Source organism: Blastocatellia bacterium, assembly GCA_025055075.1.
Lineage (GTDB): Bacteria > Acidobacteriota > Blastocatellia > HR10 > HR10 > HR10.
The window spans coordinates 90,238-113,732 of the sequence record JANWYV010000006.1; the positions used below are offsets into that span (position 1 = coordinate 90,238).

The 23,495-nt window shown below is 61.6% G+C and carries 25 protein-coding genes and 1 other RNA gene; 14 read left to right on the forward strand and 12 right to left on the reverse strand.

From position 1 onward, the window contains the following. Positions 1–3 precede the first annotated feature (3 nt). The gene (locus NZ746_02305) at positions 4–450 is read left to right on the forward strand and encodes an SPOR domain-containing protein (protein ID MCS6816193.1); all 447 of its coding nucleotides are present in this window, start codon (positions 4–6) and stop codon (positions 448–450) included. A gap of 70 nt (positions 451–520) precedes the next feature. After that, positions 521–2,098 carry an apolipoprotein N-acyltransferase gene (lnt, locus tag NZ746_02310; protein MCS6816194.1) on the forward strand — a complete coding sequence of 526 codons (1,578 nt, stop codon included), beginning with the start codon at positions 521–523 and terminating at the stop codon, positions 2,096–2,098. Positions 2,099–2,108: 10 nt separating this feature from the next. On the opposite strand, the gene NZ746_02315 is transcribed toward lnt, so the two are convergent. From NZ746_02315 to NZ746_02350, 8 genes are read right to left on the reverse strand one after another with little or no spacing between them, the layout of a single operon-like run. After that, complete coding sequence (locus NZ746_02315; GenBank protein ID MCS6816195.1) at positions 2,109–3,017, reverse strand: polyprenyl synthetase family protein; 909 nt, start codon at positions 3,015–3,017, stop codon at positions 2,109–2,111. 2 nt (positions 3,018–3,019) lie between these two features. Continuing rightward, a complete protein-coding gene (locus NZ746_02320) occupies positions 3,020–3,280 on the reverse strand; it encodes an exodeoxyribonuclease VII small subunit (GenBank protein ID MCS6816196.1) in 261 nt (86 codons plus the stop codon). Beyond that, positions 3,273–4,640: an exodeoxyribonuclease VII large subunit gene (xseA, locus tag NZ746_02325; protein MCS6816197.1), complete on the reverse strand. Its 1,368-nt coding sequence runs from the start codon at positions 4,638–4,640 to the stop codon at positions 3,273–3,275. Before xseA ends, NZ746_02320 begins: the two co-directional genes overlap by 8 nt. A gap of 43 nt (positions 4,641–4,683) precedes the next feature. Then, entirely contained in the window at positions 4,684–6,069 is a 1,386-nt protein-coding gene (locus NZ746_02330; protein ID MCS6816198.1) for an amino acid permease, read from the reverse strand. A 17-nt stretch (positions 6,070–6,086) separates the two neighbouring features. Further along, complete coding sequence (locus tag NZ746_02335; protein ID MCS6816199.1) at positions 6,087–8,165, reverse strand: M28 family peptidase; 2,079 nt, start codon at positions 8,163–8,165, stop codon at positions 6,087–6,089. After that, positions 8,162–9,166, reverse strand: a complete 1,005-nt coding sequence (locus NZ746_02340; protein MCS6816200.1) for an isocitrate dehydrogenase (NAD(+)) — start codon at positions 9,164–9,166, stop codon at positions 8,162–8,164. Before NZ746_02340 ends, NZ746_02335 begins: the two co-directional genes overlap by 4 nt. A gap of 24 nt (positions 9,167–9,190) precedes the next feature. Beyond that, the gene (locus NZ746_02345; GenBank protein ID MCS6816201.1) at positions 9,191–10,576 is read right to left on the reverse strand and encodes an amidohydrolase family protein; all 1,386 of its coding nucleotides are present in this window, start codon (positions 10,574–10,576) and stop codon (positions 9,191–9,193) included. 2 nt (positions 10,577–10,578) lie between these two features. Continuing rightward, positions 10,579–11,007 (reverse strand): hypothetical protein, encoded by a 429-nt coding sequence (locus tag NZ746_02350; GenBank protein ID MCS6816202.1) that lies wholly within the window; start codon positions 11,005–11,007, stop codon positions 10,579–10,581. 102 nt (positions 11,008–11,109) lie between these two features. Here NZ746_02350 and NZ746_02355 point away from each other — a divergent pair, with 102 nt between their 5' ends. From NZ746_02355 to NZ746_02405, 11 genes are all read left to right on the forward strand, one after another. Next, positions 11,110–12,234: an aldo/keto reductase gene (locus tag NZ746_02355; GenBank protein ID MCS6816203.1), complete on the forward strand. Its 1,125-nt coding sequence runs from the start codon at positions 11,110–11,112 to the stop codon at positions 12,232–12,234. Between the two features lie 31 nt (positions 12,235–12,265). Then, a complete protein-coding gene (locus NZ746_02360) occupies positions 12,266–13,141 on the forward strand; it encodes a cation diffusion facilitator family transporter (protein MCS6816204.1) in 876 nt (291 codons plus the stop codon). Between the two features lie 52 nt (positions 13,142–13,193). Further along, positions 13,194–13,551, forward strand: a transfer-messenger RNA (tmRNA) gene (gene ssrA / locus NZ746_02365). A 25-nt stretch (positions 13,552–13,576) separates the two neighbouring features. Beyond that, entirely contained in the window at positions 13,577–14,032 is a 456-nt protein-coding gene (locus NZ746_02370; protein MCS6816205.1) for a hypothetical protein, read from the forward strand. 6 nt (positions 14,033–14,038) lie between these two features. After that, complete coding sequence (rph, locus tag NZ746_02375) at positions 14,039–14,824, forward strand: ribonuclease PH (protein ID MCS6816206.1); 786 nt, start codon at positions 14,039–14,041, stop codon at positions 14,822–14,824. After that, positions 14,821–15,327: a hypothetical protein gene (locus tag NZ746_02380; GenBank protein ID MCS6816207.1), complete on the forward strand. Its 507-nt coding sequence runs from the start codon at positions 14,821–14,823 to the stop codon at positions 15,325–15,327. Before rph ends, NZ746_02380 begins: the two co-directional genes overlap by 4 nt. A gap of 5 nt (positions 15,328–15,332) precedes the next feature. Then, entirely contained in the window at positions 15,333–16,196 is an 864-nt protein-coding gene (gene prmC, locus NZ746_02385) for a peptide chain release factor N(5)-glutamine methyltransferase (protein ID MCS6816208.1), read from the forward strand. Positions 16,197–16,318: 122 nt separating this feature from the next. Next, on the forward strand, positions 16,319–16,675 hold the full coding sequence (locus NZ746_02390; GenBank protein ID MCS6816209.1) for a histidine triad nucleotide-binding protein: 357 nt from the start codon (positions 16,319–16,321) through the stop codon (positions 16,673–16,675). Positions 16,676–16,678: 3 nt separating this feature from the next. Continuing rightward, on the forward strand, positions 16,679–17,539 hold the full coding sequence (gene dapF, locus NZ746_02395; protein MCS6816210.1) for a diaminopimelate epimerase: 861 nt from the start codon (positions 16,679–16,681) through the stop codon (positions 17,537–17,539). After that, positions 17,536–17,784, forward strand: a complete 249-nt coding sequence (locus tag NZ746_02400; GenBank protein ID MCS6816211.1) for a DUF2007 domain-containing protein — start codon at positions 17,536–17,538, stop codon at positions 17,782–17,784. Before dapF ends, NZ746_02400 begins: the two co-directional genes overlap by 4 nt. A gap of 26 nt (positions 17,785–17,810) precedes the next feature. Beyond that, entirely contained in the window at positions 17,811–18,536 is a 726-nt protein-coding gene (locus NZ746_02405; protein ID MCS6816212.1) for a ComF family protein, read from the forward strand. A 13-nt stretch (positions 18,537–18,549) separates the two neighbouring features. Here the strand turns inward: NZ746_02405 and NZ746_02410 are convergent, their stop codons facing one another. After that, the gene (locus NZ746_02410; GenBank protein MCS6816213.1) at positions 18,550–19,635 is read right to left on the reverse strand and encodes a SurA N-terminal domain-containing protein; all 1,086 of its coding nucleotides are present in this window, start codon (positions 19,633–19,635) and stop codon (positions 18,550–18,552) included. Between the two features lie 89 nt (positions 19,636–19,724). Between NZ746_02410 and rpmB the strand changes: the two genes are divergently transcribed. Further along, a complete protein-coding gene (gene rpmB / locus NZ746_02415; protein ID MCS6816214.1) occupies positions 19,725–19,916 on the forward strand; it encodes a 50S ribosomal protein L28 in 192 nt (63 codons plus the stop codon). A 13-nt stretch (positions 19,917–19,929) separates the two neighbouring features. On the opposite strand, the gene NZ746_02420 is transcribed toward rpmB, so the two are convergent. The 3 genes from NZ746_02420 to NZ746_02430 form a co-directional block, all read right to left on the reverse strand. Then, positions 19,930–20,307 carry a RidA family protein gene (locus tag NZ746_02420; protein MCS6816215.1) on the reverse strand — a complete coding sequence of 126 codons (378 nt, stop codon included), beginning with the start codon at positions 20,305–20,307 and terminating at the stop codon, positions 19,930–19,932. Between the two features lie 3 nt (positions 20,308–20,310). Continuing rightward, positions 20,311–22,482: a bifunctional (p)ppGpp synthetase/guanosine-3',5'-bis(diphosphate) 3'-pyrophosphohydrolase gene (locus tag NZ746_02425; GenBank protein MCS6816216.1), complete on the reverse strand. Its 2,172-nt coding sequence runs from the start codon at positions 22,480–22,482 to the stop codon at positions 20,311–20,313. Positions 22,483–22,637: 155 nt separating this feature from the next. After that, positions 22,638–23,477, reverse strand: a complete 840-nt coding sequence (locus tag NZ746_02430; GenBank protein MCS6816217.1) for a tetratricopeptide repeat protein — start codon at positions 23,475–23,477, stop codon at positions 22,638–22,640. Between the last annotated feature and the right edge of the window lie 18 nt (positions 23,478–23,495).

Sequence of the window (23,495 nt, forward strand, 5' to 3'; positions counted from 1 at the left end):
CCTATGCACGATGACATTCGAGCGAGAAGCCGACGTGCGATTGTGCTCTTCATTGGCTCTGTGACGTTGGCTTTTGCCATGTTCACCACGGGCTTGCTCATCGGGCGATGGGTGCGAGTCCCCGAATCAGCGGCGACGATTCATGAGGAGAAATCGCCGAGCGGGAGCCGATCGGAAGAGGTGGCGGCATCCGCGTCGCCGGACGAACCCGCGTCGTATCTGATCCAAGCGGGACGTTTCTCTTCCGCTTCGGAGGCCGAGCGTTTCGCCGCCCATTTGAAAGAACGGGGCTTCGATCAGGCATTCACTCGCCCGCGTTCGACGCCCGACGGTGAGTCGGTTGTGGAGGTCGTTCTGGGGCCTTTCGAGGACACTGAGGCCGCTGCTCGCACGCTGCGCGAGCTGAGGAACTATGGCGTGTCCGACGTGCGCTTGATCCCCAACCGATGACGCGCGCTCGTCGGAGATGGGCGAGCACTTTGCGACGGCCTCTGCGAAACGAACGGAGCACACGATTCCGATGGCTCCGCGCAATGCGCCGTTGGCGCTGAGTGATTGGGTGTGTGCTGGAGCGACGGCGCTCGCCTTCGTCCTCGCGTTTCCATCTCCTCTGGGAGAGGGCATATGGCTCCTCGCGTGGGGAGCGTGGATCCCTCTCCTCTTCCGCCTCGCGACGCGAGGTTCCCTCTCTCTTCGGGAGGTCGCCCTTCTCGGTTCGGGCGTGGCGCTCGTCGTCTTCTATGGGAGCTTTTCATGGCTGACGTTTCCCATCGTTCACTACGGGGGAGTGCCCACGCCGATCGCCTATGCGCTCCTGCTCATTCCGGCGTTCGTCCTCTCGATCTTCTTCTCCGCGTTCCTATGGCTCGCGCGATGGGGGATTGTTCGGTGGGGAAGAACAGGAGTCTTCATGGCACCGTTCTTTTGGGTCGCCTTGGAATGGGCGCGCGTCCGCCTGACGCGGCATGGCTGGAACTTGTTCGGATATAGCCAGGCGAGCGTTCCCGAGCTGATTCAAATCGCGCGCGGCACGGGCGTGCTGGGGGTGAGCTTCCTGCTGCTCCTGGCGAATGCGCTCGGTCTCTTCTTCATCCTGCGCGAGACGAAGCTGTGGCGACGGCTTCTTCTGGGCATCGGGGCTCCCCTCGCGCTCGTGAGTCTGGTCTTCCTCGTCGGAAGGACAGCTCGCCCGGAGATTCAGCCCGGGACGTCTCTCGTGCACGTCTTCGCCGTGCAACCAGTGATCCCCGTCATCGGGCGCGGCGCCGGATTGCGCGCTCCGGATGTGGTCGAGAGCTTGAATCGGCATCTGCGCCTCTCCGAAGAGGTCCTCGCTGAAGGGAAAGGAGATGACGCGCACCCGCGGCTGCTCGTCTGGCCGGAGTCGCCGATGAATCTCTCATTGGATGAGGACGAAGCGATTGCGGCATATCTCGCCGATTTCGCGCGCCGACATGGGGTGTATCTTCTGCTGAATCACCTGGGGAAGAGCGGTCGCGGTTGGCATAACAGCGCCGCCATGCTCTCTCCTCAGGGCGCGCGCATCGCCGATTATCACAAGATTCGGCTTCTGGAATTCGGCGAGTACGTTCCCGGGCGCGAACTCCTTCCCTTCTTGAAGAAGATCCCGGCCCTGGCGGGCGACTTCGTGCCGGGGCGCGAGTACGCGGTCGCCGATGTGGGGCGCGCGCGCATCGGGACGTTCATTTGTTTCGAATCCGCTTTCCCGGAGATTCCGCGCGCGCTCGTACGCCGAGGGGCGACGCTGCTGGTGAACATCTCCAATGATGGTTGGTTTGGAACGACTGCAGGCGCGCGCCAGCATCTCTATCACGCCGTTCTTCGCGCCGTCGAGATGGGGCGTCCGCTCGTGCGCGTGACCAATAGTGGCATCACGGCCTTGATCACTCCTTATGGCGAGGTGCGGGACGCCACGCCGCTATTTCAAATGGCGACGCGCCATTGGCTCGTGCGCGCTCCCTCATCCTCTTCTCCTCTCACGTGGTATGCGCGACATGGCGAGTTCTTCGCTTGGTTCTGCGCCGCGGCAAGCGGAGGCCTCCTGATTTTGGGAATGTATCGAAAACCACGGGCATGAGGGACGCGCCCTATGCGCGACGTTCGAGGACGAGGCGAGCCAGGTCGGCGAGTCGCTCCGAACGCGGGAGCAATCGGAGCGCTTCGAGGGCTTCGCCGATGAGCGCCTCGGCCTTCTGCCGAGAGGCCTCCACACCGTACAGACGCGGATAGGTCGCTTTGCGAGCGGCGGCATCTTTGCCCGGCGTCTTTCCGATCTCCTCAGGCGTCCCCGTGACGTCGAGCACATCGTCAATGATCTGGAAGGCGAGCCCCAGACATTCTCCATAACGCGTGAGCGCTCGCATTTGCTCCGGCGTCGCCCCGCCCAAAATCCCGCCGGCGCGCACTGAGACGGTGATCAGCGCTCCCGTCTTCAGGCGATGAATGGCCGCGAGTCTCGGCTCATCGAAAGGTTGTCCCTCCGTCAAGAGATCCAGCACTTGGCCGCCGACCATCCCCTCCACCGTCCCCGCCGCTCGCGCGATCTCCGCGATCACCCGCACCTGGCGATCGCGATGCGAAGGCGGAATCGGGAGCTCGGCCAACGTTTGGAAGGCGAGCGTGAGCAAGGCATCGCCCGCCAAAAGCGCGATCGCTTCGCCAAAGACCTTGTGGCATGTCGGCTGACCACGTCGCCAATCGTCGTTGTCGAGTGCTGGAAGGTCATCGTGGATGAGCGAATAAGTGTGAATCATCTCCAGAGCGCATGCCGTCGGCAGGAGCCACGATTCCGGGACGTCGAACATCTCTCCGGTCGCGATCGCAAGGATCGGACGCAAGCGCTTCCCTCCGGCGAAGAGGCTATATCGCATGGCGCGATGAATCACTTCCGGAGGCGTCGCTTCCGAAGGGACGAGTTGATCGAGCCAATGATGGAGGCGCTCTCGCTGCGCGCTCAGATATTCGGCCAGCTCGGTCGCTCGTCGTTCCAACGGCATCGTCACAGCCGAGGGGCCTCCTCCTCAGGGGGTTCTTCAAACGGTTGAGCCTCGTACTCCCCGCGGGCGTTTTTGATGAGGATCTCGACCTTTCGCTCAGCTTCTTCGAGACGCTTCTGGCACTCCCGCGAGAGCCGGACGCCGCGCTCGAAAAGCTCTAGCGCACGCTCCAGCGGCAGATCCCCATTCTCCAGTTGCTCGACGATGCCCTCCAGTTCTTTGAGGGCGGCCTCGAAGTCCGTTGGTTTGGATGCCTTATTCATCCAACTCCACCTCTTCGGTCACTGCGGTCAGCCGGCCTTTGAAGAGCCGAACGCGCAGGCGTTCGCCCACGCGCACTTCGGCCACATCGCGAACGATGACGTGGCGTTCGTTCCACACGATGGCATATCCGCGCGAGAGAACGGCCAATGGGCTGAGCGCGTCGAGCTTTCCCACAGCGAGGCTCAAGCGACGCCGACACATGTGCAGGCGTTCGCGAATCGTCGCCTCTAATCGGTTCCGAAGTACGGCCAAGCGCCCGTGGATCTCCGCCAAGCGTCGGCTCGGACGCTGCGCCGTGAGGCGCATCGAAAGTGCGGCGAAGCGTTCTCGTGTGGCGCGCACGCGTCGAGTCATGGCAATTTGCAATTGGTAATCCAACTCATCCGCTCGCTGCCGCGCGTGCTGCACGGCCGTGCGCACTCGCAGGAAGCCCGGGCGCGCACGAAGTTGCAAGAGGCGCTCGCGCCATCTCGCGAGAAGATAGCGCGCCGCTTTCACCGCACGCGACTCCAGCGCGGCGAATCGCTCGATCAGTTCATCCCGACGTGCAGCGACCATTTCGGCGGCCGCCGACGGCGTCGGGGCGCGCACATCTGCGACGAAATCGGCAATAGTGAAATCGGTCTCATGTCCGACGGCCGAGATGATGGGAATCCGCGAGTGAAAGATAGCGCGCGCGACGATCTCCTCATTGAACGCCCACAGGTCTTCGATCGAACCCCCACCGCGCCCGACAATGAGGACGTCCAGGTCGTCGCGCTGATTCATGAGGCGAATGGCTGCAGCGATCTCCTCGGCGGCCCCTTCCCCTTGGACGCGCACAGGGAAGATCAAGACGTCAATGCCACGATTGCGCCGCTTCAGGATGCGCAAGATGTCACGGATGGCGGCGCCCGTCGGGGAGGTGATCACACCAATCTTCCTTGGCATGAGTGGAAGTGGGCGCTTGCGCGCGGGATCGAATAATCCTTCCGCCGCCAACCGGGCTTTCAGTTGCTCGAACGCCAATTGCAAGGAGCCAATGCCGACCGGCTCCATGTACGCGACCAATAGGCGATACTCGCCACGCTTCTCGAAGACGCTCAGCCGTCCGCGCGCATAGACCTCCAGTCCGTCCTCGAGCTGAAAGCGAATCAGCCGATTCTGCGAGCGGAAGCAAACGCAGGGCAATTGCGCAACCGCGTCCTTCAACGTGAAATACCAATGGCCGGAGCTGTGGGACTTGAAATTGGAGATCTCACCTCGAACCCAAACATCGGGGAATTCCCCCTCCAGCAAATCCCTAATCCGCGAGGTCAATTCGCTGACGGTGAAAGCCTGTCGCTCGGCCGTCAGCTTCGCCAAGATCGTCGACTCCATGCGTCGCTCCGGCTTCGATTCGATGCGTCCTACAAGCCGAATATTAGCCCGCGGTCGAGGGGGGTGTCAAATCGCGCTCGTGCATCGCGTCGCCCGCGAGCTTGCGCTTCCAGAGCAGATACGCGGGGAGCCCGGAGAGCATGATGCCCAATCCAAGCGCTGATTCGCGCGGCGCGCCCACGAACGTGCTCACCGTGAGGACGAGCGCCAGCCCACCGAAGAGCAGCGGGGCGAGAGGATACCCCGGCGTGCGAAACGGACGTTCGACGTCGGGGAATTTTCGTCGCAGGAAGAGGCAGCCGACGGTCGTCAGTCCATAGAAGACCCATGCGGCGAAGATCACATAGGTGAAGAGCTGCTCGTAGGTGCCGCTCGCGGCCAGTAGCGACGCCCAGGCCGCTTGCGCGAGGATCGCCACATGCGGGACACGAAAGCGTTCGTGGATCCGCGCGACCTTTTTGAAGAAGAGCCCGTCGGCAGCCATCGCGTAGAAGATACGCGCGCCCGAAAGGATTGAACCGTTCAACGCGCCCAGAATGGAGATCAAAATTGCCAGAGAGACGATCGTCGCTCCCGGCGCGCCGAGGACGCGCTCGATAGCATCGGCGGCCACGCGCTCGCTCGCCTGGATCGCGGCGATGGGCAGCACATAAAAATACGCGAGATTAGCCAGCAGATACACGAGAATGACGGCGAGCGTGCCGAGCACCAACGCGCGCGGAATCGTGCGCGCCGGATTCGCGATCTCTCCCGCGACCATATTGACGTTATTCCAGCCGTCGTACGCCCATAGCGCGGCGACCATGGCGACGCCGAAGCGCCCGAACCACTCGCCGTGCGCAGACTCTGGCCATATCGGCCGATAATGCGCCGTCGTCCCGTCCCCGAGGAGGAAGGCGAGCCCAACCAATCCCAAAATGAGCGCCAGCTTGAGCGCGGTGAGCCCAGCTTGCACAGCGCCGCCAACGCGAACGCCGCGACAGTTCACCAGTGAGAGTGCGAGCACGCACGCGATGGCGATGATCCTGCTCTCTTTCTCCGAGAGGGGGAAGAAATGGCCGAGGTAGATGGCGAATCCGGCCGCCAGCGCTGCGATCGAACCCGTCTTGATCACCAGAAACTGCGTCCAGCCATAAAGGAAGCCCCAGAGTGGACCATACGCCAGACGCAGGTACACATACTCGCCGCCGACGCGGGAGAACGCCGCTCCCAACTCCGCATAGGTGAAGGCGCCCAGCAGCGATAATCCTCCCGCTAGGAGCCACACGGCGAAGACCAAGCCCGGCGCTTCCACCGCTCGCGCAATCGTGTTCGGGACGATGAAGATGCCCGTTCCGATAATAGTCCCCACGATGATCGAACTGGCCTCCTTGAGGCCGAGTCCGCGATGCAGTTTCTCCTCGCCGAGTGTCGGCGTAGGAACAGCCATCATCCCCCTCCCTGGCCCTATTGGCGTTCCCGCAGCTTCACCCATCCTTTGGCCACCAGCTCGTTGACGAATACTTCGATGTCCGTCAGCGCCACGTTCTCGAATTCGGCGGATGCCGCCCAATAGATGTGAGCGAGACTGCGCTCTCCATCAATCAAATTCTTGACGAGAGTCGAGAGCCCAAGCCCCAGTCGTGGAGAAGTGTACTCGAGCCACGCGCGGAATTCCGGCCCCAGTGAGAGCGTGCGCATGGGGATGAACTGATGAAGGCGCCGCTCTTCGGCCTCCGGCTCCAACTCCTGCGGCGCGACGCCAAGCGTTCGACATGTGCGCTCATACTGCTCGGTCAAGAGCTGAACGGCGGCTTCTTGAAGGACGAAGAGATTCCACGTGAAGCCGGACTCGTATTTGAGCGTGGCGACAGGATCAGAGGCTCCTTCAGCGAGCGCGAGCTTCGCGAGCGAGGCGAGGATACGACTCTCGCGCTCGTACGCCTGTTGCACGATGTGATACGCGCGTTTGAAGCGCGCGTGGACGTCCTCGCGAGTGCCCTCAGCGATCCATTGCAGCGCTCGCGCTTCGGCCTCTCCAAGGCGTTCCGCTCCTCCCGCGCGCACTTCAGCCAAGAGCTTCGGTAAATCACGTGCCGTCGCATTGGCGAGGAAAAGACCACACGCCGCGCCCAGGAACACCATTCGCTTGAGCGCCGTGGGATCCAGATGTTCAACCCGATCCTCGCTCGTGTGGATGTATCGGAGCGAAGGCGCGGCCAGGCTGATCGAAGGGACGCCGATGCCGCTCGTCTCGAAGACGAGATGGTCCGACAGCGGCGCGTAGGGCCAGAATTGCAACGCGAAGGGATCGCGCGTCCCCGTCGGCGCCACGAAAAGCGGCGAAGGCGCGCGCCCAACAGGAGCCAGATCTGACGCCAAGCGCGCGATCGCGCGGATGATATCGTCGGCGAACGTCCCCATCCAGCTCGGCTGTCGAATCGCGATGAAATCCGTGCGTCCGTGCCGATCTCCGCCCGCTTGGTCAATGTTGACGTTCACCAACAGGCGGGAGGCTTCCTCGGGATTTGCGAAGAAGTAGCGATATGTGCTCTCGATCTCCGTCACCCACCAGAAGCGCATCGTTCGCAGAGGCGGTGGGATCTTCCCCTGGCGGATGAGTGTCAGAAGGACGCGCGCGATCTCTAAGAGGGCAGCGCTTCCGGAGGCATTGTCGTTCGCTCCCGGTGGCGGATGATCGAGATGAGCCGTGAAGACGATATCTTGATCGCGAACGCGCGTGCCGGGGATTTCGGCGACGACCATCTTCATCTGTCCCGGCCATCGCATATCCACGCGCAGACGGACGCGGGCACGAAGTCGTTCCCCCTGCGCTAACCGTTGCGCGAGCGCTCGACCGCGAGTCGGCGAGAGCATGAAGGCGAATCCGGGAGTTCCCTGCTTCGCGCGTTCTGGAGAGAGATATCCCCAGGCCACAGCTTCTTCGGACGCGGCGATGCCGAAGAATGCGCTCTGCGCGTAGGAGATGATCCCCACTGCTCCGCGTTCGACGATCGCCAGTGGTTCGACCTGATGCGGCGGGCCGCTCGCCAGCACGATCTTCCCTCGCACGTCCACGCCGCGATAATCGGCCGCATTCGTCCCTCCGCCGACGGCGACGATCTCGGCTTCCACCTCAGCATCGCGGCTGTATTGAGCGACGGAGAGCGGAAGCTCGGCCGCATCAGCGAGCTTGACCGGTTCCGGATCAAGCACCCAGAGTTCACCGCGCCGCACGTCCCAGGAGGGGACATCGGCAGGAAAGCTGAGAATGCGCACGCCGGCCAATCCCACAGCGCGCGCGCGTTCGGCCACGATCTCAGCGGCGCGAGCGAATCCTTGAGAAGCCGGATATCGGGCGAGGGCCGCCAGTTCCGCCGTGATCGCTAGGACGCGCTCGCCCGAGGCTTCGGCGAGAAGTTGCGAGACGAGGTCCGAGGGCAACAATGACGCTGGTAGAGCGACCGCCGAAGGATTCGCGAGGCTCGCGAAGACGAGGATGCTCAGGAAAAGATGCGCTCGACGCCGCGACCGAGTGAACCTCATGCCTCCAGCTCCGCCAAAATCGCCTCAGTGAATTCCGTCGTCGTCGCCGTCCCTCCTAAATCGCGGGTGCGAATCTGCCGCTCGGCGAGCACCCGGCACAGAGCTGCGTAAATTCGATCGGCTGCTTCCGCCTCCCCGATGTGGCGCAGCATCATCAAAGCCGACAGGAGCATCGCCGTCGGATTAGCCAGATTCTTCCCGGCGATGTCCGGTGCGCTCCCATGCACGGCCTCGAAGACGGCAATCGTATCTCCGAGATTCGCTCCCCCAACAACCCCCAATCCACCGACGAGCCCGGCTGCGAGGTCGGAGATGATGTCCCCGTAGAGGTTCTCCAAAAGCAGGACGTCAAACTGCTGCGGATTCATCACCAGCTGCATGCAAGCGTTGTCCACGATCTTCTCCTCGATCTCGATCTCGGGATAGTCGCGCGCGACGCGCCGAAAGCAGTCCAAGAAGAGCCCATCCGAGAGCTTCATGATGTTGGCCTTATGCACGGCTGTCACCTTCCGTCTCCGCTCTCGGCGCGCGTACTCGAAGGCGAAGCGCGCGATGCGCGTCGAGGCGCGCTCGGTGATGATCTTGAGCGATTCGACGACGCCCGGCACGACGATGTGTTCCAATCCCGAGTAGAGGTCCTCCGTGTTCTCGCGCACGACGACGAGGTCCACGGAGCCGAAGCGTGTGGGGATGCCGGGAAGGTTGCGCACCGGACGGAGATTGGCGTACAGGTCCAATTCCTTTCGCAAGCGCACGTTGACGCTCGGAAAGCCTTCGCCGATGGGCGTCGTGATCGGCCCTTTGAGAGCCACGCGGTTGCGCTCGATGGATTCCAAGACCGCGAAGGGGAGGGGATCGCCGTAGCGATTGAGAGCTTGCATCCCCGCGACGTGCTCTTCCCACTGGATGGGGACGCGGGCTGCCGCAAGGATTCGCACGACGGCCGCGGAAACTTCTGGCCCAATGCCATCTCCCGGAATCAGCGTGATCGTATAGCCCATCGTCTCATCCCTCGTCCGTGCGCTTCAGCGATTTTTCGTCTCATTGCGCGGAACCTCGATCACGCGACCATCTTTGATGACGAGGACGACGTTACGCAGCGCGTCCAGATCGAGCAATGGATCGCCATCCACGACGATCAAATCCGCTAGTTTGCCGGGCTCGATTGTCCCCAGCTCTTTCTCCCGACCCAGGGCTTCCGCTCCCATCCGCGTCGCCATCTGAATGACCTCGATCGGAGGGATTCCCATGCTCGCATAAAGCGCCAGTTCTTTGTAGAACCGACCGTGCGGGACGAGATCCGATCCCGTGTCGGGCCCGAGCGCGATCTTCACTCCCAGCAAGCGCGCGCGCGTGAGGGTGCGGAAGGTCTCTCGCAACGTGCGCTTCGGATCGTAGCCCCGTGCCCGCCATTCGAGCACATTGCGTCGCCAAAGGGTCGCTCGTTGACCGAGCGCTTGAAGGATCTCCGCCGGAAGCCGATTTTGTAGCGGCGGCTCGATCAGGTCTTCCTCGGTCTTCTCCACTGGGTCTATGCGCTGCGCCTGAATCTGATAGAGCGTCGGCACGAGGATGATGTTACGACGCACCATCTCCAGCAAGAGCCGGTCGTCGTACGCGCGCAGAGGGGCCATGTGCTCGATCGTGTCCACGCCGGCCATCACGGCCAAGCGCACCGCCTCATCATACGGGACGTCTATATGGGCGGCGACCTTCAATCCCGCGCGACGCGCTTCGCTGACGATCGCCGAGAGTTCCTCGAGCGTGGGAAGCGGACGCTGGCGCGTCAGGCGGACCTTCACGAAATCAATGCCCTTGGCGATTTGCTCCCGGACTTTCCGGCGGGCGTCTTTCGCCCCATCGTATTCGAGGAAGAGAGGAGATGGGGGATGCGTCGGATCTCGCTTGACAAGCTGCGGCCCAGAAGCGAAGAGCCGCGGCCCTTCGGCTTCGATCTGCTCCCGCAGCTTGAGGACGAGTTCGCTCGATCCGCAATCGCGCAGGCTCGTCACCCCGGAGAGGAGATCGAGCCGAGCGTTTTGAAGGATCACGTGCCGAAGCTTCTCCGCCGTATCCGTGAACTCGGCGTCTCGCTCGCCAAGCCCGAGCCCTTCCAGATGCGCATGCGCGTCAATGAGTCCGGGGAGGATGAATTTCCCTTGCGCGTCAATCACATTCACGCCGGTGGGGATGCGCATGCGCCCCAGCCGTCCCACGGCCTTGATCCTGTTGCCGGCGATGAGAATGACGGGATTCTCAAACGGCAGGGGAGTATTGCCATCAATGAGCCATCCTCCGACGAGCGCCAGCGTGATCTCAGCGTCCGCCTCGTCGCGAGCGCGAGGGCGTTCCGGCACCCAGAGACCGCCGAGCACAAGAAGCATCATGGTGAGGAGGAGTCGTGTGCGCATGCTCATCGTTCTGGCCAGGGGATCGTCATCTCCGTCGTGCGAGCCACAAGATCTGCGCTTTCCATCGTCCGGAGAGCATCCTCGTATTCTTCCGTGAGGGCGAAATCGAGGTCTCCGGAGAAAGACGGTTCGCACGCCTTCCGAGGTCTTTTCGAAATGGCCGCCAGCTCTTTGGCGGGCGCGCGGACGGATTCGCGGGGCTTCAGAAGGAGCTCACCCACGTCATGTCGTCGCACGAGCCCAATGCTCACCTGTCGCCGCGTGCCTTTCAACGTTAACGCCACAAGTTCTTGGACCTCGCTGCCGACGTCTTTGGTGCCCCTCATGAAGATCCCACGCGCCCGCTGCTTTGGAGCTCCTTCGAGAAAATACGGAAGAAGCACCTCGAAGGGCGCGCGCGTAGAAGGTCGCACGATGTTCGTTTCCGACATCGCGCGACGCTCAAGCTCTATTTTCCCCTCGCGCATGGTATCGCTATTGTACAGCAGGCTTTGCTAAAATAACCAGTCCTTTCGACGAAGAGGAGAGAACGAATGGCGCGACGAGCGACACGAGAGGGAACTGAACGATTCCGCGCTCGATTTGCGGAAGCGCAAGCTGCGGGGCATTTCCGCGAGGCCTTTGGGCTTTGGATCTCCTCGATCGGCATCGGCACGTATCTTGGCGCATCGGATGCGGAGACCGATCGCGCCTATGGGGAGGCCATTGCGTGGGCTCTTCAGCGGGGCAGCAACGTCATTGACACGGCGATCAACTACCGCTGTCAACGCAGCGAACGAGTCATTGGCGAGGTGCTCGCGCGACTAGTCGCGGCCGGGACGATCGCGCGCGATGAGGTCCTCGTGGCGACCAAAGGAGGGTACATCCCCTTTGACGGACATCCTCCGCGAACGCGCGCGGAGTGGCAGCGTTACTTGGAGGAGACCTTCTTCCGGCCCGGCATCCTTCGACCGGAGGACGTCGTCGGCGGCATTCACAGTCTCGCGCCGCGCTACTTGGAGCATCAATTGGAGACGAGCTTGCGGAATCTGCGCTTGGAGACCGTGGACGTCTACTATCTGCACAATCCGGAGCAGCAATTGGAGGAGATCTCCCGCGAAGAATTTCGCCGGCGCATGCGCGCAGCGTTCGCGTGGCTGGAGGAGAAGGTGGCTGAGGGGAAGATCGGCGTCTACGGGACGGCGACGTGGGAGGGGTATCGCGTCCCACCGGACGAGCGGGTTCATTTGTCGTTGGCCGAGCTGGTCGCGCTCGCGAAAGAAGTGGGTGGGACGGACCACCATTTTCGCGTCATCCAACTTCCGTATAACCTTCTCATGCCAGAGGCGAGTCTGCTGCGCACGCAAACGCTCGGAGGGTGGCAAGTCTCCGTCCTAGAGGCCGCGGAGCATTTGGGGATCGTTGTCATGGCGAGCGCGCCGCTTTTACAAGGGCGACTCGCAGCGCAGTGGCCGGTGGCCAGAGCGGATGCCCTCAAGGGCTTGACCGCGGCGCAGCGAGCGCTGCAGATCGTTCGCTCGACGCCAGGGATCACGGTCGCGCTCGTCGGAATGAGTCGTCGCGCTCACGTCGAGGAGAATTTGCGCCTGGCGGATATCCGACCGCTCTCGCGGGAGGAATGGCGTCAGATACTGTTCATCCAGCATGGGGTCGGCTGACATTTGAGCATTTTTGGCGTGGAGGGGGAGCGTGCTTCCGAAGCGAGAAGGCGCGCGGCCATTGTTTCACGTCTTCCTCCTGACGAGCGGTTACATGATCGTCGAAGCCGTCGGGGGATGGCTGACCAATAGTCTCGCGCTTTTGGCCGATGCTGGGCATATGCTCACGGATGTCGCGGCCTTGGCCTTGGCCCTGGGTGCGATGTGGATGTGCGAGCGGAGCGCGCCACCGGAGAAGACCTACGGCTATTATCGGCTCGAGATCCTCGCCGCGTTGCTGAACGCTGTCATCTTGATCATCATCTCGTTGGCCATCTTCTATGAGGCCTACGAGCGTCTCCAACAACCACCGTATGTGCGGGGAGCGGAGATGATGCTGATCGCGCTCGGTGGGCTCGTCGTCAATGGAATTGGCGCCGCGCTCTTGCATCGGGCGCGCCACCAGAGTTTGAACGTGCGGGGGGCCTTCCTGCACGTCGTGAGCGATGGGATGGGATCGATCGGCGCATTGTTGGCTGGAGGACTCATCTGGGCGAAGGGATGGTATCTCGCCGATCCCGCCATCAGTCTCTTGACGGGCGGATTGATCATCGTCTGCGCGTGGCGATTGCTCAAAGAGGCGGTCAATATCTTGATGGAAGCGACGCCCGCGCACATTGATATCGCGGGCGTGGAGCGCGTGATCCGCAGCGTCCCGGGGATTCAAGATGTTCACGATCTGCACGTCTGGACGATCACCTCGGGGAAGGATGCTTTGAGCGCGCACGTCATCTTAGCGGAGGATCATGCCTCACCGAAGGAAGTCCTCCAAAAGATTCGCGCGCGGCTGAAGGAGGTCTATGGGATCGAGCATGTGACGATTCAGATCGAGACGCCCGACTTCGAGGAGGAGGAGATCCATTTCTGAGCGAGATGCATTGACCGCTTTCCGCGATCGGTGATACAATCGCTTGTGGTTTGGGGGTGACATGGGTTCGACGGGGGTCAAGAGGCGACGGGGTGCATGCCGGGTACCGTGCCGGCCCGAAAGAGGCACGGAAAAAAATAACTGCCAACGTGCAGTACGCTCAGGCCGCGTGAAGACGGCCTCGCTCCTCCTCGCCTCGCCCGCGGGTGAGGGAAGGGGCGTCGACCCAGACGGGCTCGGTCAGGGTGATTGATCGGCGCGCCCTGGCGACATCGAGCAGCCGATCTAGTTGCGCGAGGCGCGCGTCGCCTCGCCTCCTCGCGCGACGAATCGTCGAGAGGCGACTAAGCATGTAGAACCTCGCGCCGGAAGGCCCTCGGACAGCGGTTCGATTCCGCTCACCTCCACCATTTTTCATGTCTTGAATCGGCGATCATGTTTGACGAGCTTTTCTTCTCATCGTTCAAGAGTGCGGAGGAACGAGCCTCCAAGTTGGAGCGATTGGCCGAGATCCAAGATGAGCTGCAACGGCTCATTGATGTGCGACGACGCCTGATGGAGCGACTCGCGCGCATGCGGAGCGAGCTGGAGGGACATCGTCGGGAGAGTCTCGACATCCGCATGCGAACCATGGATTTGGTGAATCGCATCCGGCGACGACTCCAGGAATCCCCTGGCAGCTCCATCACTCCGGAAGAGGAGCGTATGCTCGCTGAGCTCGAAGCCTGGCAGCAGCGCTTGGAGCGGGACATCTCCGATCTCGAACACCGCGTGAAGGTCGCCGCCTTCGAGGCCGAGAGCCTGGAGGTCACATTGAACGAATTGCGCGAGCAGGCCGACGCCATCGCCACTGAGCTGGAGCAGGAAGAAGGATTCTCCGAGAAGCATTGAAAACCGATGGGTGAGACGGTACTTCGTCAAGATGGACGTCACCCGGACATGCTGCGTCCTATTCGGATTCTCCCCAACTTCCTCAAGTTCCCCGAAGGTTCGGTCTTGATCGAGTGTGGCGATACGAAGGTCATCTGTGCGGCGACTGTGGAGGAGCGCGTCCCCGCGTTCCTGCGCGGCACGGGGAGGGGATGGATCACGGCCGAATACGCCATGTTGCCGCGAGCGACCGAGACGCGCACGCCGCGCGAGACGGGACGTACGCCGCCATCCGGGCGCACGCAGGAGATTCAGCGATTGATCGGGCGCAGTCTCCGTGCTGTTGTGGATTTGGATAGACTCGGCGAACGGACGATCCTTCTCGACTGCGATGTCGTTCAGGCCGATGGGGGAACGCGAACGGCTTCGATCACGGGCGCGTTCGTCGCATTGGTCTTCGCCCTGCAGCGATTGTACGCAACAGGAGCGATCGCCGAATGGCCCGTGCGCGACTATGTGGCCGCCGTCAGCGTGGGGATTGTGGACGGCACGCCTATGCTTGATCTGCGGTATGAGGAAGATAGCCGGGCGGCTGTGGACATGAACGTCGTGGGCACAGGCGATGGGCGATTCGTGGAGATCCAAGGGACGGCCGAGAGCGAACCGTTCACTGAAGAGCAACTTCACCAACTGCTCGCGCTCGCGCGTCGAGGCATCGCTCAGGTGATCGAGATTCAACGGTCCGTCCTCGGGCCTTGGCCGGCGGCCGCAGAACTCTCTCAAGAGGACACCTCGTCCATTCGTGAGTTATGAAGCGAGCGATCCTGATCCTCTTTCCTCTGTTCATCGCTCTTCAGACGGCCGAGGAGCGGCCCTTTCAGGATCCGGAGGGCCGATACCAGCTCGTGCTGCGCGATCGGTGGGAGCCGGTGACGTACCAAGACGGCGCTGGGAATACAGTGACCGATATCGTCTACGGAAGCAGCGAGGAAGGGTTGCTGCGCGTGCGCCAATTCAAGGTCGAGCCGGGGACCTCGCCGCGCGCTTTTGCCGAGCGAGAGGAGGAGGTCTCGCTGCGCTTCCGTCCCGGGTATTTGCGTGGAACGATGGAATCGTTCGGCGGGGTGTATCCCGAGAGCGTCGTCTTCAATTTCGAGTTCACGCGACGCGGACAGAAGAAGGTCGCGCGGTACTATTACTTCAAGACGGATGAGACGACCATCTACGTCCTGCAGTTCGAAGGGCGTCCGGAAGTCATGCGATCCACGCGAAATCGTCTGGATCTGATCGCCCGGAGTTTCCGAGTTCGCTCGTGAGATCGGTGGGGACGATTCGTCAGGCCCTGGAGTGGGCGCGACGGCGTCTGGAGGAGGCAAACGTCGAGGACCCACGACGCACGGCGGGGACGTTGCTCGCGCACGCCTTGCAAAGGGATTACCTTTACGTGCTCACCCGACCGGAGGAGCCGCTTTCGGAATCCGTGTGGGAAGAGTTCACGCGCCTGATCGAACGGCGGGCACAAGGAGAGCCGCTTCAGTACATCACCGGGCATCAGGAGTTCTTCGGGCTCGATTTCCTCGTCACGCCGGACGTCCTGATCCCGCGTCCGGAGACGGAATTGATCGTGGAAGCTGTCTTGGAGCGGGCGTCGGATTCGGCCCGACTTCTCATCATTGACGTGGGGACGGGATCAGGCTGTCTGGCCGTGACACTCGCTGTGCACTTGCCGCACGCGCGGATTCTGGCGCTCGATATCTCGGAAGCCGCGCTGGCCGTCGCGCGTCGCAACGCCGAGCGGCATAGCGTCCACGCGCGCATCGAATTCCTCGTGAGCGATCTCTTCTCAGCCCTGGACGCGAGCGCGCAACCGCCCAAAGCCGATTTCATCGTCGCGAATCCCCCTTACATTTCCGAAGCCGAATGGCCAAGCCTTCCGCGCGAAGTTCGAGACTATGAACCTCGCCTGGCCTTGATCGCCGGGGCGGAAGCCGCGCGCCTTCAACGGCGGCTCTTCGCCGAAGGACAGAGGTTCCTGAAGCCGGGAGGGTATCTCGTCTGCGAGATGGGATACGGGCAATATCCATCGCTCCGCGAAGCGCTGGAGCCAACCGCGTGGGAACTGGTCGAAGTCAAGCGCGATCTCCAAGGGATCGAGCGAACGCTCGTATTGCGGCGCCGGGCATAAGCCGGAGGCAACTTCTCACCTTTCCTCCGAGATCAAGGTGTGGGAAAATCTTCACTCTGAAGAGGGCGCGAGAGGAAGTGGCGCTCATTGGTGAGAAGAGTACGATGGGTGGAGAGGCGAAGATGAACGACTACGAACGCGAGTGCGTCTTCTGTCACATCGTGAACGGAGATCATCCGGCTGACATCCTCTACCAGGACGATCGCGTGATTGCATTCAAGGACATCAATCCCCAAGCACCATGGCACATCCTGATCATCCCTCGCGAGCACATGGATTCATTGAATGATGCGGCTCCTCAAGACGAAGCCGTGCTCGGACACATGCTGCGGATCGCGTCGAAAGTGGCGAATCAAATTGGGATCGCCGAAGAGGGGTATCGGGTCGTCATCAATACGGGGCCGCGGGCTGGGCAGAGCATCTTTCATCTCCACCTCCATCTGCTCGGTGGGCGCCCATTGCGTTGGCCTCCGGGATGACCAATGCGGCGCGTGCCGTTTTGCAAGCTTCAGGCTTTGGGCAACGATTTCATCGTTGTCGCCCGCGAGCACCTCTCCGCGGAAGAGATCGCTCGATGGGCAGCGCGATGGTGTCATCGTCATTTCGGCATTGGCGCTGATGGCGTGATCCTCGTCGCCCCATTGGCCTCGGACTCTGAGGCGGACTTCGAGATGCGCTTGTGGAACGCCGATGGGACGGAGGCAGAGCTCTCTGGCAACGGTCTTCGCTGCCTAGCGGCATATCTTGCATTCACGGGACGGTGGCGAGAGCCCGTCGTTCGCCTTCGAACGAAGGCGGGAGTGAGACACCTGGAACAGATTCGCCACGAAGGGACGCACTTTGAATTCCTCACTGACATGGGGATCCCCGCACTCTCCAGCACGGCGATCCCGATGGCCCTCGATCCCCCACGACCACGCATCATCGGGTTCCCCGTTCGCGTCCACGAGCATGCGATCCCGATCACCGCGTGTTCCTTGGGGAATCCTCATTGCGTTGTGTTCGTGGAGGACTTCACGGCGTTGGACATTCGGCACATAGGGGCAGCCCTCGAGCGACATCCGCTCTTTCCCGAACGGACCAACGTGGAATTCGTGCGCGTTCGGGATCGTCAAAACCTCGAATTGCGGATGTGGGAGCGCGGCGTGGGAGAGACGCTCTCCTCAGGGACAGGAGCATCGGCGGCGCTCGTCGCCGCTGTGCTCAATGGATTAGCGGAGAGAGAAGCATGGGTGCACACACCGGCCGGTGCCCTGCGCGTCCGATGGCGGTCGGATGATCATATCACTGTCGAGGGATCGGCGGAGGTCCTCTTTTTCGGAGAATGGGTGGGGCAGATATGAGCGGCAAAGACGTACGCTTCGTCCTGTTGGCTCGATTCACAGCGGTTGCCGAGGCGGAAATGGTGCGGGAGTTGCTCGCCCGAGAGGGGATTTCTGCTCTCTTGACCGGGACGAGCGATCCGTTAGGCGTCGTGAGTGGCGCTCAACCGATTCGACTCCTCGTGGCGGAGTCTGATCTGGAGCGCGCCCGATCGCTATATCAGGCATTCTTCCAAAAGCCATTCTTCGAGGCTCAAGAGAGTTGAAGTCGAATCGAGGAAGACGGGCCACCGTGGGGCAATCCTTCGCGGACGTCTTGCTCAGTGTGATCTTCCCTTCTCGCTGCATGCTCTGTGGAGAACCCGTGGAGTCGCTCGCCGATGGGCTCACCTGTGCGGCGTGTTGGGCGACGCTCGATTGGCTTCCCGCCGCGCGATGCGCTCGCTGCCATGCGCCGGTGAAGGCCCCCGTGGAGGAATGTCCGGCATGTCCGGCGATGGCATTGGATCGCCTTCGATTCCTCGGGCCTTACACGGGTGCTCTTCGAGCCCATCTCCTCTTCTTGAAGAGGAAGCCATATGTGTGTCGGCGCTTGCGCGAAGAGATTGGTAAACGGGTCGCGACGGAGCCGATTTTTCGCGAGGTGGAGCTGGTGCTTCCGGTTCCGCTTCATCCCCGGCGACAGCGCGAACGAGGGTACAATCAAGCGGAGCTTTTGGCCGAAGAGGTAGCGCGCGCGCTCATCTGTCCGCTGCGGCGTGATGTCTTGCGGCGCGTGATCTACACGGAACCACATCGGGCGGGGATGGATGCGCTCGCTCGCGCGCGCCGCGTCGCCCAATGCTTCGTCATCACTTCCCCGAAAGCGGTGTGGGGAAAGACTGTGCTCTTGGTGGACGACGTTTATACGACCGGAGCGACTTTGAACGAGTGCGCTCGAACGGTGCGAGCAGCTGGCGCGCGCGCCGTCTACGGATTCGTCGTCGCGCGCGCCATCGGCGAGACTTCCGGTTCCTGAAAAAGTGGTGCGCTCAACGCCCCTGGCCGGAAGCCGGCGGTGTTGGAAGCGCGATCGGACGCAAACCACCGAAGTTCGTCGGATTCTCCAACATCCGCTGCGCGAGCACGTTCTCGATGCGGGATTCCGCGAGGGCCAATCGGGTCACGGCCGTCTGTAGGACTTGCTCCCGTTGACCGCGCAGCTCTTCGGCGATCTGGGCGCGCACCTCATCGAGCGTCAGTTCGCGATCGCGCTGGAGGCGACGGACGAGTTTCAGGATGAGCCACGAATTGCCGATGCGGATCGGTTCCGTGATGTCACCTTCGCGCATGGTGAGCAGGCGCGCGCGCAAGGCTTCGGGGAACTGCTCGGTCGTCTCGGGGAAGAACCCCCAATCTCCTCCTCGAGCCGCTGTCAGCGGGTCTTCGGACCGGCGCGCGGCAACGGTCGCGAAATCCGCCCCGCGACGCAACTGCTCGTAAATCTCCCGGATCTTTCGCTGGGCGGCATCAGCCCCGACAGCATCATCCGGGACGTTATCTCTCTCCGGCGTCACCAGAATGCGCGCGAGCGCGAATCCCCGCCGCTCCACGAATTGGGCTTTATTGGCCTTGTAAAATTCCTCGATCTCGCGGTCGGTGACCGTGATGCGCGGCGTCACCTCTCGATCGAAGAGCTTCCGGATCGCCAATTGGCGACGGATCTCGCGCCGGAACTGCTCTTCCGTCTGGCCCAGTTCGCGGAGCGTCCGCTGAAAACCTTCTTCGCTCAATCCCCGCTCGCGCTTGAACTGTTGAATGCCTTGGACGATCTCCTCGTCGGTGGGGAGCAAGCCCAGGCGCTCGGCCTTTTGATAGAGGGCCTGCTGAGTGATGAGCCCCTCGAGGACTTGGAGACGAGCAGCCGCCAGCTCGGCGGGGGTCGGCGGAGCTTGTCCTTGTTGAGCACCAGCGCGAAGCTGTTGTTCGACGAGCCGATCCACCTCCGAGATGGTGATCTCCACGCCGTTGACGCGTGCGGCCACATCCTCGGCCGTCGCGCGGCTTTGCGGACGATCTTTACAGGCGCTGAATAAGAGGCTGAGGCCAAGCACACCGAGAAAAGCGATTCTCCTCATGATCCCTCCTGCTTGACGAGATGAGCGATCTCTGCTACTTTCAGGGATTGATTCATATCGAGGGCATCACGTGGGAGAGAGAGCGAACGATGGCACAACGGTGTGTCATTTGCGGGAAAGGACCACAGTTCGGGCATCGCGTCAGCCACGCGGGCAATCGCACTAAGCATAAGTTCGAGCCGAATCTGCATCGCGTGCGCGCGCGCATCAATGGCGCTGTCCGACGCATTCGCGTCTGCACGCGGTGTTTGAAGGCGGGGAAGGTCGTCAAAGCGGCCTGATCCCGCCTCTCTTTCAGAGCGTCGCGATGGCGTCCATCTCGATCCGGGCATCTCGAGGCAAGCGCGAGACCTCGACGGTCGCTCGCGCCGGTTTCTCCCCTGGGAAATACCGGGCATAGACCTCGTTCATCTTCGAGAAGTCATTGAGATCCGCCAAGTAGACGGTCGTCTTGACCACTTTCTCCAAGGACGAACCGGCGGCTTCCAAAATGGCCCGGAGGTTCTGGAGCACGCGCTCGGTTTGCTCTTCGATCCCTCCGGGGATGAGCTCGCCCGTCTCCGGATCGAGAGCGATCTGCCCGGAGACGAAGATCCATTCGCCGACTTGAACGGCCTGAACATAGGGACCAATCGCGCGTGGAGCTTGGTCGGTCGTGATCGTTCGTCGCATCGTTCACCGCTCCTCCCGTTCGACGTCAATTACTCCTTCGACGGCTCGGATGGCGCTTGTGACGCGTTCGAGATGCTTCAGGTCGAAGATCTCGACGGTGATTCGAATCTCGCCACGCCCATCCGAGGTCGTTCGGGCGCGAGCGTCGCGAATGTTCGTCTTGATGTTAGCGATGGCCGAGGTGATCTCGGCCAGGATGCCCTGCCGATCTTCGACGACCACGTACAAGGGGACAGCATAAGGTTCGTTCTCTCCTCCTCGCGTCCACTCCACTTCGACGATGCGCTCGCGATTGACGAGGAGAGCCGGGACGTTGTTGCAGCGTCGGGCGTGAACGGCGACGCCGCGTCCTCGGGTAATGTAGCCGATGATTTCCTCCCCGCGGATGGGATTGCAGCAACGCGCTCGATAGACCATGAGGTCCTCGACCCCACGGACGCGAATGGGCGCCTCTCGCAAGCCGAGGGCTTTCTTGACCCGCTCGGTGACTTCCACCAGCTTCGACTTCGGCTTCTCCTCCAATTGGGCGAGCACTTCAGCCGGGACGAAGCGAGTGAGGATGCTGCGCGCAGAGATCTTCCCGTAGCCGATGGCAGCCAGTAAGTCCTCCACCTTCTGGTACCCATAGTCGGGAGCGATCCTCTCCAACTCCCCGTCGCCCAGCAGATTCTTGAGCTTGAGATGAAGCTTCTCAGCTTCTCGTTCCAGCAGTCGCCGGCCGAGTTCCATCGCCTGGAGATGCTCCTGCTCGCGGAGCCATCGCCGAATCTTCGTGCGCGCGCGATTGGTTTTAACGAAGCGCAACCAATCGCGGCTCGGGTGTTGATTCGGCGAGGTGAGGATCTCCACGATGTCGCCCGTCTTGATCTGATACCGGAGTGGAACGAGCCGGCCGTTCACCTTCGCACCCGCGCAGTGATGACCGACCTCCGTGTGGATGGCATACGCGAAATCAATGGGCGTCGCTCCTTGCGGCAGCTCGATGACTTTCCCCTTGGGGGTGAAAGCGAAGACCTCTTTGGGAGAGAGGTCGAGCTTCAGGTCTTCGAGGAATTCGCGAGCATCGCGGGATTCTTGTTGCTCATCGAGCAGGCGGCGGAGCCACGCGATCATCTTATCCTCGGCCTGCGCGCCGAGTTTCCCTTCCTTGTACTTCCAGTGGGCGGCAATGCCCTCCTCGGCCACCCGATGCATCTCCTCGGTGCGAATCTGCACTTCGAACGATTGGCCGTTCTCACCGACGACCGACGTATGGAGCGATTGATACATGTTCTCGCGGGGCGTGGCGATCCAATCTCGGAAGCGCCCGGGGATGGGATTCCAATTCTGATGGATGATGCCCAACGCAGCATAACAATCGCGCACACTGGAGACAATCACCCGCACAGCCATCAGGTCGTAGATCTGATCGAGGGAGACCTTCTTGCGGCGCATCTTTTGGAAGATGCTGTAGAGGCGTTTGACGCGCCCTTCGATGGCGATCACCGAGATCCCTTCCGCTTCGAGCCTTGTCCACATCCGCGCCTTCACCTCTTCCAGGTACGCTTCCAATTGCGGACGCTTGCGATCGATCGACTCCTTGAGTCGGCGGTAATCCTCTGGGTAGAGATACTTGAAGGCGAGGTCCTCCAATTCTCCGCGCAGACGGCCCATGCCCAACCGGTGGGCGATAGGGGCGAAGACGTCGAGCGTCTCTTGCGCGATGCGGATCTGTTTCTCACGAGGGAGGGGATCGAGGGTCCGCATGTTGTGCAACCGATCGGCCAGTTTCACTAAGATCACCCGGACGTCGTCCACCATCGCCAGGACCATCTTCCGCAAGCTCTCGGCTTGTGCTTCCTCCCGCGAGGCGAAGGCGATCTGACCGATTTTCGTCACCCCATTGACGATATGAGCGATCTCTGGGCCAAAGTACATCTCCAGTTCTTCACGCGTGACGCCGCAATCTTCGATCACATCATGTAAGAGCCCCGCACTGACGGTGACGACGTCAAGACGCTGATCGGCCAAAATATTGGCGACCTCGAGCGGATGGACGAGGTACGGCTCTCCGCTGAGACGGACCTGTCCACGGTGTTCGCGCGCCGAGAAGATATACGCGCGCCGCAGGAGTTCCAGATCGGCCTCCGGATGATATCGCTCGACCTTCTCCAAAATGTCCTCGAACCGGATCACCGAGCCGTACCTCCTCTCTCCCCGGAGGACAATTCTATCGGATGATGCGGACCTTCGACTAGCGAGGGGAGCGCCGCTCGATTTCGGAAATAAAAAAGGTGGAGGAACTCATGCGACGCGAATCCTCCACCCAGACGCGATCAATCGGCCGGTGTTCAGGTAGATTTCTGCGCTTGTTGCTGCTTTTGCTGCTCCTCCCGTCGCTTGTACAGCTCCATCGCACGATCACGCGCCTGATCGGCCAAACGGGTCAACTCAGCGCGCACCTTCGGGTCCTTCTCGACTTTCGCCTGTTCGCGATAGAGCAAATTGATGTATGCCCACGCATCGCCATATTCGGGATTCAGCTCGACGGCCTTGTTGAGATATTCCATGCCCTTTTGCACCAACGCCTTCACCTTCGGCACCTCGCTCTCGGGCACATTCCAAGTGACCGGCTGCGGCGGACGGTTCACCTGATAGGGCTGCGTGATCTGGAACGATTCTTGCCAGTACCCTTGTCCGAGAGTGTAGTAGATCTCGGCCTTGGCCTTGTTATCGAGACCGGGGAGATCTAATCGCTTGAGCGTCCACTCGCGGTATTTCTCCATGTGTTGCTCGCGTTCTTCCTCAGTCTCCGCCAAATCGGCGAGGTTCTTGTGGATCACAGCGAGGTAGGCGATCGCATCGGCACTATTTGGATTCTTCTGGTAGACGTCCTCGTAGATCTTCATCGCCTCCAAGGCCAGAGGTTTCTCATTCGTGAGATTGAACTTCGCGAACAGGCCCGCCGCATAGTAGAGCCGCGCTTGTTCCATGTTCGGATAGAGATCAACGGCCTCTTTGAAAAGGCGAATCGCTTCATCATAGTCGCCACGCTCATAGGCGACGGCTCCATTATTCAGCCGATCCTTCGCTTTGACCATGCGATAGAAATCAGGCCCTTGGGTGATCCCCAACAGGGCGAGGATTCCAATGAAGATCGCGATCGCAATGATGAGCCCTCTCTTCTTCACAGTCCTTCCCCCTTCAGC

What these genes read in the sequence shown, in the direction of transcription:
- NZ746_02410 (MCS6816213.1), bottom strand. Translation starts at nt 19,635, where the DNA reads ATGAGGAGAATCGCTTTTCTCGGTGTGCTTGGCCTCAGCCTCTTATTC.
- dapF (MCS6816210.1), top strand. Translation starts at nt 16,679, where the DNA reads ATGCGGCGCGTGCCGTTTTGCAAGCTTCAGGCTTTGGGCAACGATTTC.
- NZ746_02315 (MCS6816195.1), bottom strand. Translation starts at nt 3,017, where the DNA reads ATGCCGTTGGAACGACGAGCGACCGAGCTGGCCGAATATCTGAGCGCG.
- NZ746_02305 (MCS6816193.1), top strand. Translation starts at nt 4, where the DNA reads ATGCACGATGACATTCGAGCGAGAAGCCGACGTGCGATTGTGCTCTTC.
- NZ746_02370 (MCS6816205.1), top strand. Translation starts at nt 13,577, where the DNA reads ATGTTTGACGAGCTTTTCTTCTCATCGTTCAAGAGTGCGGAGGAACGA.
- NZ746_02420 (MCS6816215.1), bottom strand. Translation starts at nt 20,307, where the DNA reads ATGCGACGAACGATCACGACCGACCAAGCTCCACGCGCGATTGGTCCC.
- NZ746_02390 (MCS6816209.1), top strand. Translation starts at nt 16,319, where the DNA reads ATGAACGACTACGAACGCGAGTGCGTCTTCTGTCACATCGTGAACGGA.
- lnt (MCS6816194.1), top strand. Translation starts at nt 521, where the DNA reads ATGGCTCCGCGCAATGCGCCGTTGGCGCTGAGTGATTGGGTGTGTGCT.
- NZ746_02340 (MCS6816200.1), bottom strand. Translation starts at nt 9,166, where the DNA reads ATGGGCTATACGATCACGCTGATTCCGGGAGATGGCATTGGGCCAGAA.
- xseA (MCS6816197.1), bottom strand. Translation starts at nt 4,640, where the DNA reads ATGGAGTCGACGATCTTGGCGAAGCTGACGGCCGAGCGACAGGCTTTC.
- NZ746_02350 (MCS6816202.1), bottom strand. Translation starts at nt 11,007, where the DNA reads ATGTCGGAAACGAACATCGTGCGACCTTCTACGCGCGCGCCCTTCGAG.
- NZ746_02380 (MCS6816207.1), top strand. Translation starts at nt 14,821, where the DNA reads ATGAAGCGAGCGATCCTGATCCTCTTTCCTCTGTTCATCGCTCTTCAG.
- rph (MCS6816206.1), top strand. Translation starts at nt 14,039, where the DNA reads ATGGGTGAGACGGTACTTCGTCAAGATGGACGTCACCCGGACATGCTG.
- NZ746_02345 (MCS6816201.1), bottom strand. Translation starts at nt 10,576, where the DNA reads ATGCGCACACGACTCCTCCTCACCATGATGCTTCTTGTGCTCGGCGGT.
- NZ746_02320 (MCS6816196.1), bottom strand. Translation starts at nt 3,280, where the DNA reads ATGAATAAGGCATCCAAACCAACGGACTTCGAGGCCGCCCTCAAAGAA.
- NZ746_02400 (MCS6816211.1), top strand. Translation starts at nt 17,536, where the DNA reads ATGAGCGGCAAAGACGTACGCTTCGTCCTGTTGGCTCGATTCACAGCG.
- NZ746_02355 (MCS6816203.1), top strand. Translation starts at nt 11,110, where the DNA reads ATGGCGCGACGAGCGACACGAGAGGGAACTGAACGATTCCGCGCTCGA.
- rpmB (MCS6816214.1), top strand. Translation starts at nt 19,725, where the DNA reads ATGGCACAACGGTGTGTCATTTGCGGGAAAGGACCACAGTTCGGGCAT.
- NZ746_02330 (MCS6816198.1), bottom strand. Translation starts at nt 6,069, where the DNA reads ATGGCTGTTCCTACGCCGACACTCGGCGAGGAGAAACTGCATCGCGGA.
- NZ746_02335 (MCS6816199.1), bottom strand. Translation starts at nt 8,165, where the DNA reads ATGAGGTTCACTCGGTCGCGGCGTCGAGCGCATCTTTTCCTGAGCATC.